The following is a 17888-nucleotide window of genomic DNA, read 5'->3' as shown; positions in this document are numbered from 1 at the left end:
GTGACGCCATGGGCGCTGCAAGAGAATTAAAGGGGAGGCAAGTTGAAAGCGGTTAGCTATTCCGAGCACCTTTCAATATTCTCCGATGCACTTAAAGGCGCTTGGATCAAACCGAAAACCCGCCCTTGTTCCGGCGGTTCGATCCCGCCGCGAGCACCTTCTTGCCCGTCGGGGTCAGCGTCCATTTCGCGCCCTGTTGCGCCACCAGGCCCAGCTCCACGAGCTCGTCGCGGACGGGGTCGGTGGGGAGTTGGGGGCGGCGGTTCGACAGGCCCTCCAGGCAGGCGCGTTGCGGCTGGCTGAGGATCAGGAGTTTCAGTTTTTTCTTATCGGTCATTTGCGACGTCTCTTTTCGATCATCGGTTCGGGCCGTTTGGCCCACCCCGCTTCGCCAAGCCAGCAAGCCGGCAGGCTTTGCTGCCCCTTCCCCCGGCCTGCGCCGGGGCAGGCTCTGAAGGGGAGGGGGTTGTTGGTTATTCGGCGGCGATGCCGGCCTGTTTGAACATGTCGTCGCCGCCATCGTCGCTGCTCGCGGCGGCGGGGTCGTCGTTCGCCTTGGCCTTCTTGCGGCTGTCGAAGCTGGTCCACACGGTGTTCCAGTCGCCGCGCGTCGCGGCCTTCGAATATTCGGTGGCGCGCGTTTCGAAGAAATTGGCGTGCTCGACGCCGTTCAGCAGCGGGGCGAGCCAGGGCAGCGGGTGTTCGTCGATCATGTAGATCGGCTGGAAACCGAGCTGTCCCAGGCGCCAGTCGGCGATGTAGCGGATGTAGCGCTTGATCTCCTTGGGCGTCATGCCGGGGACCGGGCCCTGTTCGAAGGCGAGGTCGATGAACGCATCCTCGAGCCGCACGGTCTTCTGGCAGCAGTCGATGATGTCTTCGCGGACGCTTTTGGTCAGGCAGTCGCGTTCCTTGACGAAGGCGTGGAACAGGCGCGTGATGCCTTCGCAGTGCAGGCTTTCGTCGCGCACCGACCAGCTGACGATCTGGCCCATGCCCTTCATCTTGTTGAAGCGCGGGAAGTTCATCAGCATCGCGAAGCTGGCGAAAAGCTGCAGCCCCTCGGTAAAGCCGCCGAACATCGCGAGCGTGCGCGCGATATCCTCGTCGCTGTCGACGCCGAAGGTGCCGAGATAGTCGTGCTTGGCGCGCATCTCGTCATATTCGAGGAACATGCCATATTCGCTTTCGGGCATGCCGATCGTGTCGAGCAGGTGCGAATAAGCGGCGATGTGGACCGTTTCCATGTTGCTGAACGCGGTCAGCATCATCTTGACCTCGGTCGGCTTGAACACGCGGCCATATTTGTCGTGGTAGCAATCCTGCACCTCGACATCGGCCTGGGTGAAGAAGCGGAATATCTGGGTGAGCAGATTGCGCTCATGGTCGCTGATCTTCTGCGCCCAGTCGCGGCAATCCTCGCCCAGCGGCACTTCCTCGGGCATCCAGTGGATCTGCTGCTGGCGCTTCCAGAAATCATAGGCCCAGGGATATTCGAAGGGCTTGTAGGTCTTGCGGGCTTCGAGCAATGGCATCGGCGTTTCCTCGGATCAGAATTGCGTGTGATTATTGGTCAAGACGACGTGACTCGGTGACGGGCAAACCCGCCTCGGTCGGAACATAGATCAGGCTGGCCTTGGTCCCTTCGAGCGCCTGAATTTGAAGATAGCGCAAATACCCCTCGGGGCCACCAAGGCTGTCCTGCAAGATAGCGTTAGCCTGAGCAGCGCCCTTGGCACGAATAACCTCAGCATCGGCAAGCGAGATGGCGCTTTCTTTTTTTGCGCGAGCTTCAAGTATTGCGACTTGGCGCGAGGATTGCGCCTCGGCCAGCGCCGCCTCGCCCGCCAGGCGTTGCGAATAGACGCGATACTGCGGATAGCCGATCAGGACGACGAGCAGTAGAATGATCGCTGCTCCGACCGCCGCGAGGGTACAACCCGCATTCTTGTTCATGGGGTCAGATCCTTATTGGCAGGCCAGACACTCGTCATAATCGGTGCTCTCGGCTGAAAGCTCGAACTTCGCCGCCTCGGGCGTGTTGTCGGCCTCGACCCCGCCCGCGAAGCCGGCGCGCTGCACCGATTTCGAGCGGAGATAGTAGAGCGATTTGATGCCGAGTTCCCACGCGCGGTAGTGGAGCATGAGCAGATCCCATTTCTCGACGTCCGCCGGGATGAACAGGTTCAGCGACGCCGCCTGATCGATATAGGGCGTGCGGTCGGCGGCGAGTTCGAGCAGCCAGCGCTGGTCGATCTCGAAGCTGGTCTTGAAACAGTCCTTCTCGTCCTGCGTCAGGAAGTCGAGGTGCTGGACGCTGCCGCCGCGTTCGAGGATCGAGTTCCAGATATTGTCGCTGTTCTTCGCCTTGTCGACGAGCAGCGCTTCCAAGTGCGGGTTGCGGATCGAGAAGCTGCCCGAGAGCGTCTTGTGCGTATAGATGTTCGCCGGGATCGGCTCGATGCACGCGCTGGTGCCGCCGCAGATGATGCTGATCGACGCGGTCGGTGCGATCGCCATCTTGCACGAAAAACGCTCCATCACCCCCTGATCGGCGGCGTCGGGGCAGGGGCCGCGCTCGTTGGCGAGCAGCATCGACGCCTGATCGACCTGCGCGCGGATATGCTTGAAGATGCGCAGGTTCGACGACTTCGCCATCGCGCCCTCGAACGGCAGGCCGCGCGCCTGGAGGAAGCTGTGGAAGCCCATGACGCCGAGCCCGACCGAGCGTTCGCGGCTGGCGCTATATTTGGCGCGCGCCATTTCGGGCGGGGCGCGGTCGATATAGTCTTGGAGGACATTGTCGAGCATGCGCATCACATCTTCGATGAAACGCTTGTCGCCGTTCCACTCGTCCCAGGTTTCGAGGTTCAAGGACGAGAGGCAGCAGACCGCGGTGCGATCGTTGCCGAGATGGTCGCGGCCGGTGGGCAGCGTGATTTCCGAGCAGAGGTTCGAGGTCGACACCTTGAGGCCAAGGTCGCGATGATGCTTGGGCATCATGCGGTTCACCTGGTCGATGAAGATGATGTAGGGCTCGCCCGTCGCGAGGCGCGTCTCGACGAGCTTCTGGAACAGCGAGCGCGCGTCGACGGTGCCGCGGACGCTCTGGTCCTTGGGCGAGCGGAGGTTGAATTCCTTGCCGTCGCGCACCGCTTCCATGAATTCGTCGGTAATGAGGACGCCGTGGTGGAGGTTCAGCGCCTTGCGGTTGAAGTCGCCCGACGGCTTGCGGACCTCGAGGAACTCCTCGATCTCGGGGTGCGAGATGTCGAGATAGCAGGCGGCCGAGCCGCGGCGGAGGCTGCCCTGCGAGATGGCGAGGGTGAGCGAGTCCATCACGCGAACGAAGGGGATGATACCGCTGGTCTTGCCGTTGAGGCCCACGGGTTCGCCGATGCCGCGCACCGCGCCCCAATAGGTGCCGATGCCGCCGCCGCGCGAAGCGAGCCAGACATTCTCGTTCCAGGTGCCGACGATCCCTTCGAGGCTGTCGTCGACCGAATTGAGGTAGCAGCTGATCGGCAGGCCGCGGCCGGTGCCGCCGTTCGAGAGAACGGGGGTGGCGGGCATGAACCACAGCTTCGAGATATAGTCGTAGAGGCGCTGCGCATGGTCTGCATCGTCGGCATAGGCCGAGGCGACGCGGGCGAAGAGATCCTGATAGGATTCGCCGGGGAGCAGATAGCGGTCCTGCAAGGTTTCCTTGCCGAAGTCGGTCAGCAGCGAATCGCGCGACGAATCGGTGACGACCTCGAACCGGCGCGCATGCACCTTGGGCTCCGACGATTCGTTGAGCTTTGCGGCGGGTGCCGCAGCCTTTGATTCGGCACCCGATTCGGGCTCTGCCGGAGCGTCATTCTTCGTCAGTTCCACCGTCGCCACGTCGCCTGTCTCCACCCGTTCGGTCTCGCGAAAATCCATGTTTCAATGCCCCGTTTTCCGACCGCGCAGCGGCGCAGTCTGTTCCCGTCTTGTTCGACTCAGGGCGAAGCCCCAGCCTAGCACCATTCGACCGCCGGGTGGCACTTATTTTCGGACGCAAAAAGCTGTTTCCCGCCCCCATATGGGATGGAGCGCGGAAATCCGCCATTTTCGGCCGCATACTAATTCTTGGGGTGCCCCCGTGGTCTACCCACCATCTATAGTGCCACGTCGGCGCGACGATGCAAGAGAGTAAATGACAGATTAGGGACTCGGTTCGTCGCTGATTTGATTCAACTCGTCGATGGAAAAGCACGCCTCAAAGGACGATCGCCAGCGTTTCCGCGGGGTTTGGCCATATGTGGCGAAAGAGCATCGCTGCCGCAAAAAATCGGAGCGGCGGCATAAGATATCAGGGTGCGTTGGACGGAGGGCTTGGCCCCAAAAGAAAAGGCCCCGGCAATGCCGAGGCCCAATCTTTAAATTCCTAGTGCGGGTCAGGCCTGCGCACCACCGTTACCGGTGCCGCCGCCGCCCAGGAAACGCCAAAACCAACCCATGTCAGATCTCCTGTCGGTACTGCCCACGAAGAACAGTTAACGGGGCGTATACCTTAATCGACATGGTAAATCGAGTCTTAACTATAAATTCCCTGCCAATCTGGCAGCTTAGGCGCGGCGGCTGTCGGAGGGGGGGGAGAGGCTGGCGAGCAGGTCGCCAATTAGCTGTGGTTTGCCAAGCAGATAGCCCTGGCCGATATCGCAGCCAAGCTGGTCGAGGAGCGCCATCGTCTGCGCATCTTCGATGCCTTCGGCGACTGCGGTGGCGCCCAGACGGTGGGCGAGATCGATGGTCGATTTAACCACTTCGAGGTTGCGCTGCGAATCGCGCATGGTCATCACGAATCGCTTGTCGATCTTGATTTCGTCAGCCTCGATTTCGGTCAGATATTCGAGGTTTGACTGCCCCGTACCATAGTCGTCGATCGACAGGCGCATGCCGGCGCGGCGGATCTGCGCGAGCGTCTGACGGGCCTGGAGGCTGTTTTCGATCTGTGCGGTTTCGGTGATTTCGATGGTCAGCCGTTCGGGCGGCAGATGATGCGCGCTGAGCATGACGCGGATCGTCGAGACGAGATCCTTGTGATCGAGCAGGGTCGCCGAGAGATTAACCGACATGTGAATTTCAGTGCCGAGTTTCTGCAACTGCGCCGCCGAACGGATCGCCTGGTCCATGACGAACAGGGTCAGGCGATAGATGTCCTGGCTCTTTTCGGCCTGAACGATGAATTCGTCGGGCGAGATCGGCCCGCGCGTCGGATGCGTCCAGCGCACGAGCGCCTCGACGCCGACGAGCTGCCGCGTCGCGATCCGGTATTGCGGCTGGAAGGCGACCCAGATGTCGCCTGCATTCAGCGCATCCTCGAGCTGCGAGTGGAAGCTGAGCTGCCAGCCGGCATCGTCCTTTTGCTGCGGCGTATATTTGGTCCACAGCACGCGGCTGCGGATCGATTTTTCGGCGGCGACCAGCGCGGCGGCGAGCCGCTGCGCGTTCGAGCCTTCGAACTCGTCATTGACCCCGAAAGCCATCGACACGTCGACCTTCAACTCGTCGATCGTCAGCGGCGCGTTGAACAGCGCCGCGAGCCCCATGAGCTGCGTTTCGATCTGGCTGTGCTGATAATAGGGAACCAGCCATGCGAAGGTGCCGTCGAGATCGTGATAGAGGGTCGTGCCCTGCGACGCGAGCTGAAGCCGGCGGGTGACCTGCTCGACGAGCTTGCTCAGCCCTTCGCCCGGGATGAAGGCCGCAAGGTCTTCGAAATTGACGACTTTGGCCGCAATGATGGTCGCACTGCCATAGGATGCCTGTGTCCGCAGCGCCTCGAAATTGGGCAAGCCCGAAACGGGATTTTCATGCTGCGCCGATTTGCGGCGGCTGGTGCGGGCGACGTTGGTGCTGATCGTGGCAATCAGGAACAGGCTGGCGCCGATCGACACGGTAACGAGCATCGGCATGAGCGCGACTTTGACAACGATCAGGCCGAGTCCGGTGGCAACGGCGATCCAGTTGAAGTGACGGGTGCGCCGGAACGCAAGCGCACCGATCAACGCGGCGGCGGTCAGCGCGAGCGCGGGTATCCAGCCGATATCAATCGGCTGGCCGCGCTTCAGCGTCTCGCCGCCGATCAGATGGATAAAGGCGCCGGGTATCTTGTCGTGGCCGGGGAGATAGTGGGTATCCTGATACGCGGTTGCGGTTGCGGCGAAGATGACGTCCTTGCCCGCGAGCTCGCGGGCGCCGACTTGTCCGGAAATGACGTCGATTGCGCTATATGTCCTGATTGTGTCGGTGTTGTACGACAGATCAAGGGCATAGGTGCCGACCTTGGGATTGCGAACATTCGCGAGCAGCGAGGAAAAGGTCGGAATGTCACGACCGTTGACGTTCAGCGCCGTCGGCAAGCGCCAGACTTGCCAGAATTCATATTCCCAGCCGATGCAGGCGAGTTGCGCCGCCGTCCCGAACGCGGGGCTTGGAAAGCGGGTGAGCTGTGAGTCGCCGAGATCGGCCGACTTGGCTTCGACCGCGAGTACCGCTCGCGATCCCATTCGGCGGATCGCCGCGGTCATTTTCGGAAAATCGCGATCCGCGCCGCGGCGATCGAAAAGGAAATCGACGAAGAGCCGCTTCGCACCGGCGCGATTGACCCCATCGACGACGCGCGCATGTTGGGCCATCGAAAAATCGTTCTTTCCCATGCGCTCAAGCGTCTTGTCGTCGAGCGCGACGATGACGATGTCCCCCGATACCGGGCGCCAGGCGACGCGGCCTACCGCACTTTCGATAATGCGATCGATCGGTTCGGCGATCGACGACAGGCCCGCGGCCACGCTGAGCAGCAGCGCCAGCGCGATCGTTCGCCAACTGATGAAAAGGCTCTTGACCTTAACTGGCACGCACGGGTCTCCAAAATGACCCGCTGGCGTTAACTGAACCTGGTTAGCATCGCGTTAATCATGCCGCGAAACCGCGCGGCCCGATCGCGGTGCGCGGCGCGGCTTTTCCGGCGTCAGCCCAGGCGCGGCAGCGGCTCCAGCGCGGCGTCGCCGGCGAGCGCCGAGGGCGCGAGGCCGGTTGCCGCGGGGACGATCTGTTGGAGATAGAAGCGCGTCGCGGCGATTTTCGCTTCGAGGAAGGCGGTATCGCCCTCGCCGGCGTCGAGCGCGGCGCGCGCGCCCTGCTGCTCGACCGCCATCAACCAGCCGCAGGTCGCGGTCGCGAGCATGGTCAGATAGGGATAGCTGCCCGCGAGCCGGTCGGGCGCGTTCGCCTGTTCGAGCCAGTCGGTGACCGCGGTGCAGGCCGCGGCGAGATTGGCGAGTTCGGGATGGCCGGCGGCGCCGTGCGTGATGTCGGCGAGCAGGCTGCGCACGCCTTCGCCGCCCGCCATCCCGAGCTTGCGCCCGACGAGGTCGGCGGCCTGGATGCCGTTGGTGCCTTCATAGATCGGCGCGATGCGCGCGTCGCGATAATGCTGCGCGGCGCCGGTTTCCTCGATGAAGCCCATGCCGCCGTGCACCTGCACGCCGAGGCTGGCGACCTCGCAGCCGATGTCGGTCGCGTGCGCCTTTGCCAGGGGAATGAGGACTTCGGCGCGCAGCGCGGCGGCTTCGTCGCCGAGCTTGCCGAAATCGGTCTGTGCCGACGCATAATAGATCAGCGCGCGCGCCGCCTCGGTCTGGGCGCGCATCCGCCACAGCATGCGCTTGACGTCGGGGTGGTGCTCGATCGTGACGGGGGTGCGGTCGGCGCTGCCCGCGAGCGACGACTGGACTCGCTCGGCGGCGTAGCGCTGCGCTTGTTGCGTCGCGCGCTCGGCGATCTGGACGCCCTGGCAACCGACCATCAGGCGCGCGTTGTTCATCATCACGAACATCGCCTTCATACCGCCCATCTCGTCGCCGACGATCTCGCCCAGGCAATCCTCACCCTCGCCATAGACCATCACCGCGGTGGGTGACCCATGGATGCCGAGCTTGTGCTCGATCGAGGCGCAATGGACGCCATTCGAGATGGCGGGATTGCCGTCCGCGTCGAGGCGGTATTTGGGGACGAGGAAGAGCGAGATGCCACGCGTTCCCTCGGGTGCGCCGGGGGTGCGGGCGAGGACGAGGTGGACGATATTATCGGTGAGATCATGCTCGCCGAAGGTGATGAAGATTTTCTGGCCCTTGATCTTGTAGAGACCCGCGTTCGGGCCTTCGGTGACCTTTTCGGCGGTCGAGCGCAGCGCGCCGACATCGCTGCCCGCGGCGGGCTCGGTCAGGTTCATCGTCCCGTTCCATTCGCCGGTGACGAGCTTGGGCAGCCAGGTCTGGCGCTGTTCCTCGGTGCCATAGGCCATCAGCGCGTGGATCGCGCCGGGGGTCAGGATGTTGCAGAGGGTGAAGCCCATGTCGGCGCTGCCCAGCGCTTCGATGATCACCGTCGCGAGGGTGAAGGGCAGATCCTGTCCGCCATAGGCGGCGGGGCCGTCGATGCTGCCCCAGCCGGCCTCGACGAACTGCTGATAGGCTTCCTTGAAGCCCGGGGGCATGGTGACCTTGCCGTCCTGCCATATGGGGTTCTGGACGTCGCCGACGCGGTTGAGCGGCGCATAAACCTCGGCCGCGAAATCGCCGATTCCGGTGACGATCGCCTCGACCATATCGGGGGTCGCCGCCGCAAAGCGGTCGTGCTGCGCCATCGCATCGATGCGCGCGATATGCTGGAGGACAAAGAGCTGTTCGGTGGTCGGCGCCGTATAGGTCATGGGGTTTCCCGCTTTTGGGGGTGATTCCGTTGCGCCCGGCGCTATAGCGCGGCATGGCCGAGCGTCAAAACGAGAGTGTGGCAACAAAGGTCGCGCCCTATGGGGCCGATGCCATCGCGCGCGCAGCAGAGCTGATCGCGGCGGGGCAGCCGGTCGCGGTGCCGACCGAGACGGTTTATGGGCTTGCCGCCGACGCGCGTAACCCGCAGGCCGTCGCGCGCATCTATGCCGCGAAGGGGCGCCCCGATTTCAACCCGCTGATCGTCCATGTCCCCGACCTGGCGGCGGCCGAGCGGCTGGGTGTGTTCGGCGCGGCGGAACGGGCGCTCGCGGCGGCGTTCTGGCCGGGGCCGCTGACGCTGGTGGTGCCGCGCACGGCGGATTGTCCGGTGGCGCGTATCGCGACGGCGGGGCTCGATACCATTGCTTTGCGCGTGCCGGGACACCGCGCGATGCAGGCATTGCTCGCCGCGACTGGCGCGCCGCTCGCCGCGCCGAGCGCCAATGCGAGCGGCCGCGTGAGCCCGACCAAGGCGCAGCATGTGCTCGCGAGCCTCGACGGCCGGGTCGCGCTGGTGATCGACGATGGCGCGACGATGGCGGGGGTCGAATCGACGATCGCGCGGGTGACGGACGGCGCGGTCGAGGTGCTGCGGCCGGGGCCGGTGACCGCCGCGATGCTGGGCGCGGCGAGCGGCCTGCCGGTGACGGGCGTTGCGGGATCGGAGATCGTTGCGCCGGGGATGCTCGCCAGCCATTATGCGCCGGGCAAGCCGGTGCGGCTGGGCGCGTACGACTTCGCGGCGGGCGAATATGGCATCGGCTTCGGCGCGCTGGCCGGCGACTATAATCTGAGCGCGGCGGGCGACCTGACCGAGGCTGCGGCGCATCTGTTCGACGCGCTGCACGCGGGTGCGGCGAGCGCGAAGCCGCGCATTGGGGTGGCGGCGATCCCCGCCGAAGGGCTGGGCGCGGCGATCAACGACCGGCTGGCGCGCGCGGCGGTCTAGGCAGCCGCCGGCTCGATCGGATCGAGCTGTGGGGTCTTGCGCGCGACGATCAGGCAGGCGGCGACGATCAGCAGCGCGCCGGCGATGGTCGGCAGCGTCACCGGTTCGGCATAGAAATACCAGCCGAACACCATCGCCCAGAGGAAGCCGGTATATTCGGTCGTCGCGAGGATCTGCGCCTCGGCGCGGGCATAGGCCCAGCTCAGGAGCAGCAGCGAGATCGTGGCGAGGATCGCGGCGCCGACGATGTGCGGCGCGTGGGCGCTGCCGGGGGGCACTGCGAACCACGGCGCGCCGAGGCCGAGGAACAGGGTGACGAACAGATTCTGGTAGAAGGCGATTTCCATCGGTTCGGCCATCTTGGCCTGCCGCCGCGCGAGGATGAGGTTGTAGGCGTAGAAGATCGCCGACAGGAACACCGCACCGACCGCGAGCAACGCCTCCGCCTCATATTGCCCCTGTCCGAGCTTGCCCGCGACGATGACCACGACGCCGACCAGCCCGAGCATAGAGGCGGCGATCGACCGCGGACCGATCTTCTCCCCCAGAAAGATCGCCGCCATGTAGAGCGTCATCAGCGGCGCCACGAAGGCGAGCGCGATCGCTTCGGCCATCGGCAACCGCGCGAGCGCCCAGAAGAAGGTGATGGCCATCCCCGCGACGAACAGCGCGCGCACCGCGTGGATCTTCATCGTCGCGGCATCGGGCCAGGCGGCGGGTCGCGAGGCGAGGTAGAGGAGGCCGCTGAACAGGGTGCCGGCGCTGGTGCGCCAGAGCACGGCATTATAGGCGCCGATGTCGATCGACAGCCCCTTCATCAGCACATCCATCGCCGAAAAGGTCGCGATCCCTGCGCAGGCGACGAGGAAGGGGATGACGGGCGAGGGCGAATCGGGGCGCATGGGGAGGGCTTTATATTGATCGCCGGGATTCGTCATTGCGAGCGAAGCGAAGCAATCCAGAGCGGCGTATTCCAACTCTGGATTGCTTCGCTTCGCTCGCAATGACGACGCGGAATGAGGCCGAAGATCAATCGATCCCGTCCGTTCGCCGGATGAAGTCGGCTACGTCGCTGTGCATCTCGCCAAGCAGCGCGGGGTTCACATAAACCATGTGGCCCGAGGGGTAATATTTGTAAGCGATGTTCGCCTGCAATTGCTTGGGCACGGGCAAGTGCGCGAGTTCGTAGCGGCCGGCGAAATAGGGCGTAGAAATGTCGAAATAGCCGCCCGTCACCAGCAGCTTCAGCTTCGGATTCTGCTTCATCGCGACCGCGAGGTCGGGGAGGACGTTGGGGAGCGCGATCAGCGGCTGGCCGATGCCGGGCGGCTGATGCTTGTAATCCCAGCTGCCATAGACATCGAGCCCGCCTTCATAATGCTTGCCTGCGCCATAGCCCAGGGCGCCGCGGACATAATCGTTGAACGCGGCGGTGTAGGCGGCGCCGATCGCGCTGCCCTGCGGATCGTAGGATGCGGTCTTGCTGAGCGGATCGAGCGTCGCCCCGGTGAAACGGGTGTCGAGCGTGCCGGTGGTTTCGTCCTTGTCGGCGAGCAGTTCCTTTTGCAGCGCGCCATATTCGATGCGCAAATTGGTCTTGAGCAGATAGTCGACCGACAGGCCGGTATATCCGTGGAGTCTGGTCGCCATTGCCTGCCGGTCGGCGTCGGGCAGGTCGCTGCCCTTCAGCAGTGCGAGCGCATAGTCTCCGGTCGCAAAAGCCTCGACCTCTTTCAGGAAGGGCGCGAGCTCGCGGCCCGCGCCCGCGCGTTTGTGATACCAGGCGGTCGCGGCATAGGTCGGCAGCGAGACGATATAGGGAAGGTCGACCCCCGGATTGACCTGCGGATCGTCGGGGATGAGATCCCAGTTCAAAATGTCCGAGAGCAGGATCACGCCGTTGAGGTCGATGTCCTGCCGTTGCAGCGCCAACGTCATTCCCGCGGCGCGCATCGTCCCATAGCTTTCGCCGTAAAGATATTTGGGCGATTTCCAGCGACCATATTTCGACAGGAAATCGCGGACGAAGACGGTGAAGGCGTGAATGTCCTGATCGACGCCGAACCATGCCTTGTCCTTGTCCTTGCCGGCGACGCGGCTGAAACCGGTGCCGGGCGCGTCGATAAAGACGAGGTCGGAGACGTCGAGCAGGCTGTGCTCGTTGGGAACGGTGCGATAGGGTGCGCTGCCGTGGGCAAGATCGGGGGTTTCGACGCGTTGGGGCCCATAGGCGCCCATGTGGAGCCACAAGGTCGGCGATCCGGGCCCGCCGTTGAACAGAAAGGTGATCGGCCGCGCTTCGGCGGGCGCGCCCTCCTTGAAATAGGCGGTGTAGAACATCGAGGCTTCGGACGCCGGAACCTCGGCGGCTGCATCCTTGTCGCGCTTGCGTTCGATGGCTACGGTGTCGTCCCAGCCCCTGGGGTGGACGACCAGCGTGCCCGCGACGGCGCGGTAGGGGATGGCGACGCCGCCGACCGTCACCGAACCGCGGCTTTCGACCTCGGTGGGGGTGAACATCGGTTCGTCGGGGGCGGGCTTTTCGGTCGCGGGCCGCACCTCCTTCGACTGTGCGGTGGCGCAGCCGGCGAGGGCGAAGGCGAGAGTGGCGATAAGCAGCGGCTTGGTCATCATTTTCCCCTTCTTTCGCGTCATTGCGAGCGGAGCGAAGCAATCTCCAGCGAGCGTCCGGACCAGTCGATGGCTGGAGATTGCTTCGTCGCTGCGTTCCTCGCAATGACGGGGAGCTTTATCGGAAAGTCGCCTGCCCCGCGCCGTCGATGTTGAGTTTCTGACCCGAGCAATAGGGGTTGGCGTCGCTGACGAACCAGAGCACCGCCGCGGCGACGTCGGAGGGATCGGACACCCGGCCGAAGGGGAATTTGGCGTCGAGATGGTGAATGTCGGGATTACCCGTGATCGCCTGCGCCAGTCGTTCGCCCATGTCGCTGATCGTCAGGCCCGGAGCGACGATGTTGACGCGCACGCCGTTCCGAAGTTCTTCCTTGGCAAGCGCGAGGGCGAGCGCTTCGCCCGCAACCTTGGCCATGGTGTAGGGGGCGCTGTTGGCGCTGTGCTGCAGCGTGGCGACGCTGGAAATGACGATCACATCGCTGCGTGCATGCTGGCGAAGCTGCGGCAGCGCGAGGCGGCTCAGCCGGTGCGCGCCGACCGCGTGGACGGCAAGGAGCTTTTCGACCTCGGCGGCGTCGGTGTCGGCGACGGTCCGGCCGCGGCTGGCGATGCCGGCATTGTTGATGAGGATCGACATCGGCCCGAAATCATCCTCGATCGCGGCGACCATCGCGGCGCTCGCCGCCTCGTCGGTGACCGACGCCTGATAGGCCTTGGCCCGGCGGCCGAGCGCCTGGATCGCCGCGACGGTTTCGGCGGCGGCGTCCGCGTCGCGGGTGTAGTTGACCGCAACGTCGGCGCCTGCTCCGGCGAGCGCCAGCGCGATGCCGCGTCCGATCCCGCGCGATGCCCCGGTGACGAGCGCGGTGCGACCGCCAAGGTTCATATCCGCCATCAGTTTTCCTCTCCCATAAGTTCGTTATAGATGTCGTCGTCGCTGCGGCTCGCGGCGTTGCGCCATCTGGGCGCCGCCTTGCGGTTGAGCACGCGGCCATCGCCGTCGAGGATCGCGACGGTCGGGGTGCCCTTGATCTTGAAGCGGAAGCGCGCCGGCACCTCGGGATGCCGGACGAGGCCGGCGTGCGGCATGCCGACATCGGCGAACACGACGATATAGCGGCTCCGCACCGGGGCGAACCGATCTGTCGCGATCAGATTGGCGAGCCACGCGCTGTCGTGGCAGGTGCCCGTCCCCATGACGAGCAGCACGTGCTTGCCCGCTGCTCTGGCGGCAGCGAGCGCGGCGTCGATGGCGGCCATCGGATCGTCGTCGGGATCGAAAGCGTCGGTCTTGTAGGGTTCGGCAACACCGGGCATCGCGCGCGGCGCCGCTGCGGCGGAAAGAGGGGATGTCAGAGCGAGCGCGGCGGCAAGCGCGAGGGCGAAGCGGCGGGTCATCGCGCGACGGTAGCAGCGCGCGCGAAGAATCGGAATGACGTTTCCGTCAACGTAAGCTAGCCTGATCGGCATGAGCTGGAAAAAGGAAGTCGACGAGCTTTCCGCGCGGCGCGCGATGGCCGAAAAGATGGGCGGCGAAGAGAAGGTCGCGCGCCAGCACAGCCGCGGCAAGATGGACGCGCGCGCGCGGCTCGCGGCGATCGTCGATCCGGGCAGCTTTCGCGAGATCGGCAAGATCGCGGGGCGGGGGGCTTATGGCCCCGACGGCACCCTCGAAGACCTCGCCGCGTCCAATTTCATCTTCGGGCGGGCCAATATCGATGGCCGGCCGGTGGTCGCCAGCGCCGACGATTTCACCGTGCGCGGCGGCGCGGCCGATGCGGCGCTGCACCGCAAGTTCATCCAGTGCGAAGCGATGGCGCACGAATATCGCCTGCCGCTGATCCGCATGATCGACGGCACCGGCGGCGGCGGGTCGGTGAAGACGCTGGAGGATATGGGCTATACCTATATCCCGCACGTACCCGGCTGGGACCAGATCATCGCCAATCTCGATACCGTGCCCGTCGTCGCGCTGGCGCTCGGGCCGACCGCGGGGCTGGGCGCGGCGCGCGTCGTCGCGAGCCACTACAGCATCATGGTGCGCGGCCTGTCGCAACTGTTCGCGGCCGGCCCGGCGGTCGCCGCGGCGATCGGCGACACGCTCGACCGGGAGGAGCTGGGCGGGGTCGACGTGCATACGCGCAACGGCGTCGTCGACGACGAGGTGGCGTCGGAGGCCGAGGCCTTTGCGCGGGCGCGCTGGTTCCTGTCCTACCTGCCGTCGTCGATCCACGAGCGCGCGATGCGGACGCCGTGCAGCGATCCGGTCGACCGCCGCGACGAGGCGCTGCTGTCGGTCGTTCCGCGCGAGGCAAAGCAGGTCTATTCGATGCGGCGCATCGCGGGGGCGGTGTTCGACCAGGGCAGCTTCTTCGAAATGGGCGCGCGTTGGGGGCGGGCGGTGATTACTGCCTTTGCGCGATTGGACGGTTATCCGGTCGCGGTGCTCGCGAGCGATCCCACCTATCTGGGCGGATCGTGGGACGCCAAGACGAGCGAGAAGGCCGAGCGCTTCGTGAAGCTCGCCGACCAGTTCCGGCTGCCGATCGTCCATCTGGTCGACAATCCGGGCTTCATGATCGGCGGCGAGGCCGAGCGGACGGGGACGATCCGCTATGGCGTGCAGGCGATGAATGCAATCTACCGCGCGAGCGTGCCGCTGGCGTCGGTCGTCGTGCGGCGCGCCTATGGCATCGCGGGCAGCGCGATGTCGAACGCCGAGCGCTTCCAGTACCGCTTTGCGTGGCCCTCGGGCGACTGGGGCAGCCTGCCGATCGAGGGCGGGGTCGAGGTCGCGTACAAGAGCGAGCTCGAGGCGGCGGAGGATCCAGCGGCGCATCTGGAAGCGATCCGCGAACGGCTCAACCGCGTCCGCTCGCCGTTCCGCACCGCCGAGAAATTCGGGGTCGAGGACATCATCGATCCCAGGGATACGCGGCCGCTGCTTTGCGAGTTCGCCGAGCTGGCGTGGCGGGTGCTGAAATAGGCATATCTATCATCGTCATCCCGGACTTGATCCGGGATCCATTTGCGCGACGTCGCCTGGATCCCGGATCAAGTCCGGGATGACGAAGGACACAGGGAGTTTGCGTTAGCCCTCCAGATTCTCCCGGAATCGCCGGCTGCCGCGGAGCATCTCGCCGCTTTCCATCTCGACCTCGAAATCGCCGCTCTTGTGTGTGACGACGCGCCGGACCGCCTGTTTTCGGACGATGCGTCCGCGGTGGATGCGGACGAAGCCCGCGTGGGCCAGTTCGGCTTCGATCGCGCTCAATGTCGCGCGGTGGAGCAGGCGCTGGCCGCGCCATGCGATCTCGACATAATTGCCGGCTGCGGTGACATGCTCGATCTCGGCGACCGGCAAGTGGTGCGTGACCGATCCGTCGCCGACCGCGAGCGTCGTCGGCGCGACGATTGCGACCGGCGGCATTGCGTAACGGTCGATCAGCCACTGCATCAGGAACATGAGCAGGATCAGCTCGGCATAAGTCGCCAGATCCTTGCGCAATTCATAAAAGACCGGCGTCCCGTCGGGCGATTCGAAATGATAGGTGCCACCCGATAGTCGCCACGCGAGCATGCGAAAGCCGACCATCAGCGCGATATGCGCGAGCGACACAGGAAAGGCGAGCGCGGCATGGATCGCGACCGCCGTGCGCCAGCCGAAGCGCGGTGGGCGGACGGTGCGGACGCTGAACCAGCAGACGATCATCATCAGCGCCCAGGCGAGCAGGCTGGTGCTTTCGTAAGTCCATGCGGTCGCCGCGGTCACATCGACGCCCGCCGCGCGGCGGTCGGCAAGATAGGAATAGACGTTCGAGGTGATACGGATGAGTCCGTAGGCGAGCAGCGCCCCGAAGGCGAGCAAGGTCAGCGCGCGCGGGCCGAAACCGTTCGTCCCGGTCGCGCCGCCGCTCGTCCCTCGCCCGTCCTTCTCCGTCACATCGGCTCCGCAATTCGTCCCGCCGCCGTCGCCCGGCTGCCGCCATCCCGATTAGCGGCTGCGGCGGGCCCCGGCAAAGGAGATTTGGGTATGGTGACGACACGGCATTATGGGATGGACTGGTTGCGCATCGGCGCGTTCGCGCTGCTCATCCTCTATCATATCGGGATGTATTTCGTGCCTTGGGGGTGGCATGTCAAAACGCCGCATCCGATGGACTGGGTGCAAATCCCGATGATGGCGACGAACAGTTGGCGATTGCCGCTGCTGTTCCTCGTGTCGGGTTATGCCAGCGCCGCGCTGTTCGCCAAGCTCGGCGGGGCGGGGGCATTTCTGCGGTCGCGTAGCGCACGGCTGCTGATCCCGCTCGCCTTCGGGATCATCGTCGTCATTCCGGTGCAGCCGTGGATCGAGTTGGCGACCCAGCATGGTTATGCGCAAGGTTTCGGCTACTTCTGGGTCCACGACTATTTCCGCTTCGGAACGCTCGACGGGATCGTGCTGCCGACGTGGCAGCATCTGTGGTTCGTCGTCTATCTGTTCGCTTACACGCTGCTCGCGGTCGCGGCTCTTGTGCTGGTGCCCGATCGGGCGCGGACCAAGATCGCCGATGGTGCGGCGCGGTTGTTTGGCGGCTGGGGGTTGCTGATTGCGCCGCTCGCCGTGTGGCTCGCCATCCTGTTCGCCTTTCCTGGCTATCGCGAGACGCACGCGCTGGTCGACGACGGGCCGAACCATCTCCATTCCCTCGTGCCCTTCTTTATCGGCTGGCTACTTCGCGAGCGCCCGGTGCTTTTCGAAAGCGTCGCGCGCTGCTGGCCGGCGGCGGCGGCGCTCGCGGTCGCCGCCTATGGCTATATCGCCTGGGCGATGTGGAGCGCGCCGGACGAAGGCCCGGCCCCGGCGGGAATCGTGACGATCTTCATGGTCGTGCGGCTGGTGCAGGGCTGGGCGACCATCGTCGCGCTGATCGGCATTGCCGACCGCTTTGCGAACCGCGACCATCCACGGCGCGCCATGCTCGCCGAGGCGGTGTTCCCCTTTTACATCGTCCATCAGACGATCATTGTCGTCGTCGGCTGGTGGCTGTTGCAGGGGCGTGTCGCGGCGTTGCCGGCCTTCCTGATCCTCGTCGCGGCGACAGTCGCAGGATGCTGGGCCTTTTATCTCGGCGGACGGCGGATCGACTGGCTGCGGCCGCTCATCGGGCTTCAGCGCCGCGCGTGACAGCGGCGCGGCTTTGTGTCAGCTTCCCTGCAAGAAAAAGGGGAGGCTGACATGCAGATCGTGAGAGGATTGGCGGCGATCGTCGGGGTCGCGATGGTGCTGATGGGTTTGCTGTGGGTATTGCAGGGGCTCGACATCGTGCGCTGGCCCGCGAGCAGCTTCATGCTGGGCGACATCGTGTGGACGCGCAACGGCGCAGTCCTGGCGGTGCTGGGCGTCGTGCTGATCTGGCTGGGGCGTAAACGCGCCTGATCATCAATCGACTACAATTGTAGTTGATCTGTATTGCAGATGTGATACAGCTTCGTCGGACGGCGCGGCGCCGGACGGGGAC

General features: G+C 64.9%; 15 protein-coding genes. 4 read left to right on the top strand and 11 right to left on the bottom strand.

Annotation, left to right across the window (positions count from 1 at the left end):
* Positions 1 to 106: 106 nt before the first annotated feature.
* The 6 genes from EBMC1_RS00260 to EBMC1_RS00235 form a co-directional block, all read right to left on the bottom strand.
* On the bottom strand, positions 107 to 337 hold the full coding sequence (locus tag EBMC1_RS00260; RefSeq protein ID WP_003038743.1) for a hypothetical protein: 231 nt from the start codon (positions 335 to 337) through the stop codon (positions 107 to 109).
* 136 nt (positions 338 to 473) lie between these two features.
* Positions 474 to 1535 (bottom strand): ribonucleotide-diphosphate reductase subunit beta, encoded by a 1062-nt coding sequence (locus EBMC1_RS00255; protein WP_003038741.1) that lies wholly within the window; start codon positions 1533 to 1535, stop codon positions 474 to 476.
* 31 nt (positions 1536 to 1566) lie between these two features.
* The gene (locus EBMC1_RS00250; protein WP_003038738.1) at positions 1567 to 1956 is read right to left on the bottom strand and encodes a hypothetical protein; all 390 of its coding nucleotides are present in this window, start codon (positions 1954 to 1956) and stop codon (positions 1567 to 1569) included.
* A gap of 12 nt (positions 1957 to 1968) precedes the next feature.
* Positions 1969 to 3924, bottom strand: coding sequence for a ribonucleoside-diphosphate reductase subunit alpha (locus tag EBMC1_RS00245; RefSeq protein ID WP_003038736.1), 1956 nt, complete (start codon positions 3922 to 3924; stop codon positions 1969 to 1971).
* A 668-nt stretch (positions 3925 to 4592) separates the two neighbouring features.
* Positions 4593 to 6884, bottom strand: coding sequence for an EAL domain-containing protein (locus EBMC1_RS00240; RefSeq protein ID WP_003038733.1), 2292 nt, complete (start codon positions 6882 to 6884; stop codon positions 4593 to 4595).
* Between the two features lie 113 nt (positions 6885 to 6997).
* Positions 6998 to 8740, bottom strand: a complete 1743-nt coding sequence (locus EBMC1_RS00235) for an acyl-CoA dehydrogenase (RefSeq protein WP_003038731.1) — start codon at positions 8738 to 8740, stop codon at positions 6998 to 7000.
* A 53-nt stretch (positions 8741 to 8793) separates the two neighbouring features.
* Between EBMC1_RS00235 and EBMC1_RS00230 the strand changes: the two genes are divergently transcribed.
* A complete protein-coding gene (locus EBMC1_RS00230) occupies positions 8794 to 9750 on the top strand; it encodes an L-threonylcarbamoyladenylate synthase (protein ID WP_051066282.1) in 957 nt (318 codons plus the stop codon).
* Here the strand turns inward: EBMC1_RS00230 and EBMC1_RS00225 are convergent.
* From EBMC1_RS00225 to EBMC1_RS00210, 4 genes are all read right to left on the bottom strand, one after another.
* The gene (locus EBMC1_RS00225) at positions 9747 to 10652 is read right to left on the bottom strand and encodes a DMT family transporter (RefSeq protein WP_040589041.1); all 906 of its coding nucleotides are present in this window, start codon (positions 10650 to 10652) and stop codon (positions 9747 to 9749) included. The two genes, EBMC1_RS00230 and EBMC1_RS00225, sit on opposite strands and share 4 nt — an antisense overlap.
* 127 nt (positions 10653 to 10779) lie before the next feature.
* Positions 10780 to 12384, bottom strand: a complete 1605-nt coding sequence (locus EBMC1_RS00220; RefSeq protein ID WP_003038720.1) for a S10 family peptidase — start codon at positions 12382 to 12384, stop codon at positions 10780 to 10782.
* Positions 12385 to 12499: 115 nt separating this feature from the next.
* Positions 12500 to 13279 carry an SDR family NAD(P)-dependent oxidoreductase gene (locus tag EBMC1_RS00215; RefSeq protein WP_003038717.1) on the bottom strand — a complete coding sequence of 260 codons (780 nt, stop codon included), beginning with the start codon at positions 13277 to 13279 and terminating at the stop codon, positions 12500 to 12502.
* Positions 13279 to 13782 carry a thioredoxin family protein gene (locus EBMC1_RS00210; protein ID WP_003038715.1) on the bottom strand — a complete coding sequence of 168 codons (504 nt, stop codon included), beginning with the start codon at positions 13780 to 13782 and terminating at the stop codon, positions 13279 to 13281. Before EBMC1_RS00210 ends, EBMC1_RS00215 begins: the two co-directional genes overlap by 1 nt.
* 70 nt (positions 13783 to 13852) lie before the next feature.
* Between EBMC1_RS00210 and EBMC1_RS00205 the strand changes: the two genes are divergently transcribed.
* Entirely contained in the window at positions 13853 to 15370 is a 1518-nt protein-coding gene (locus EBMC1_RS00205) for an acyl-CoA carboxylase subunit beta (protein ID WP_003038713.1), read from the top strand.
* A gap of 105 nt (positions 15371 to 15475) precedes the next feature.
* Here the strand turns inward: EBMC1_RS00205 and EBMC1_RS00200 are convergent, their stop codons facing one another.
* Positions 15476 to 16327: a LytTR family DNA-binding domain-containing protein gene (locus EBMC1_RS00200; RefSeq protein ID WP_003038711.1), complete on the bottom strand. Its 852-nt coding sequence runs from the start codon at positions 16325 to 16327 to the stop codon at positions 15476 to 15478.
* 90 nt (positions 16328 to 16417) lie between these two features.
* Between EBMC1_RS00200 and EBMC1_RS00195 the strand changes: the two genes are divergently transcribed.
* Both EBMC1_RS00195 and EBMC1_RS00190 read left to right on the top strand, forming a co-directional pair.
* On the top strand, positions 16418 to 17554 hold the full coding sequence (locus EBMC1_RS00195; RefSeq protein ID WP_003038709.1) for an acyltransferase family protein: 1137 nt from the start codon (positions 16418 to 16420) through the stop codon (positions 17552 to 17554).
* A 51-nt stretch (positions 17555 to 17605) separates the two neighbouring features.
* Positions 17606 to 17806 carry a hypothetical protein gene (locus EBMC1_RS00190; RefSeq protein ID WP_003038707.1) on the top strand — a complete coding sequence of 67 codons (201 nt, stop codon included), beginning with the start codon at positions 17606 to 17608 and terminating at the stop codon, positions 17804 to 17806.
* Positions 17807 to 17888: the final 82 nt, after the last annotated feature.

Origin of the sequence: Sphingopyxis sp. MC1 (genome assembly GCF_000371385.1) — a bacterium.
Classification (GTDB): domain Bacteria; phylum Pseudomonadota; class Alphaproteobacteria; order Sphingomonadales; family Sphingomonadaceae; genus Sphingopyxis; species Sphingopyxis terrae.
Note: the sequence above shows the minus strand (reverse complement) of the source record. Positions and strands in the feature narration are given on the sequence as shown.

What these genes read in the sequence shown, in the direction of transcription:
- EBMC1_RS00260 (WP_003038743.1), bottom strand. Translation starts at nt 337, where the DNA reads ATGACCGATAAGAAAAAACTGAAACTCCTGATCCTCAGCCAGCCGCAA.
- EBMC1_RS00255 (WP_003038741.1), bottom strand. Translation starts at nt 1,535, where the DNA reads ATGCCATTGCTCGAAGCCCGCAAGACCTACAAGCCCTTCGAATATCCC.
- EBMC1_RS00250 (WP_003038738.1), bottom strand. Translation starts at nt 1,956, where the DNA reads ATGAACAAGAATGCGGGTTGTACCCTCGCGGCGGTCGGAGCAGCGATC.
- EBMC1_RS00245 (WP_003038736.1), bottom strand. Translation starts at nt 3,924, where the DNA reads ATGGATTTTCGCGAGACCGAACGGGTGGAGACAGGCGACGTGGCGACG.
- EBMC1_RS00235 (WP_003038731.1), bottom strand. Translation starts at nt 8,740, where the DNA reads ATGACCTATACGGCGCCGACCACCGAACAGCTCTTTGTCCTCCAGCAT.
- EBMC1_RS00230 (WP_051066282.1), top strand. Translation starts at nt 8,794, where the DNA reads ATGGCCGAGCGTCAAAACGAGAGTGTGGCAACAAAGGTCGCGCCCTAT.
- EBMC1_RS00225 (WP_040589041.1), bottom strand. Translation starts at nt 10,652, where the DNA reads ATGCGCCCCGATTCGCCCTCGCCCGTCATCCCCTTCCTCGTCGCCTGC.
- EBMC1_RS00220 (WP_003038720.1), bottom strand. Translation starts at nt 12,384, where the DNA reads ATGATGACCAAGCCGCTGCTTATCGCCACTCTCGCCTTCGCCCTCGCC.
- EBMC1_RS00215 (WP_003038717.1), bottom strand. Translation starts at nt 13,279, where the DNA reads ATGGCGGATATGAACCTTGGCGGTCGCACCGCGCTCGTCACCGGGGCA.
- EBMC1_RS00210 (WP_003038715.1), bottom strand. Translation starts at nt 13,782, where the DNA reads ATGACCCGCCGCTTCGCCCTCGCGCTTGCCGCCGCGCTCGCTCTGACA.
- EBMC1_RS00205 (WP_003038713.1), top strand. Translation starts at nt 13,853, where the DNA reads ATGAGCTGGAAAAAGGAAGTCGACGAGCTTTCCGCGCGGCGCGCGATG.
- EBMC1_RS00195 (WP_003038709.1), top strand. Translation starts at nt 16,418, where the DNA reads ATGGTGACGACACGGCATTATGGGATGGACTGGTTGCGCATCGGCGCG.
- EBMC1_RS00190 (WP_003038707.1), top strand. Translation starts at nt 17,606, where the DNA reads ATGCAGATCGTGAGAGGATTGGCGGCGATCGTCGGGGTCGCGATGGTG.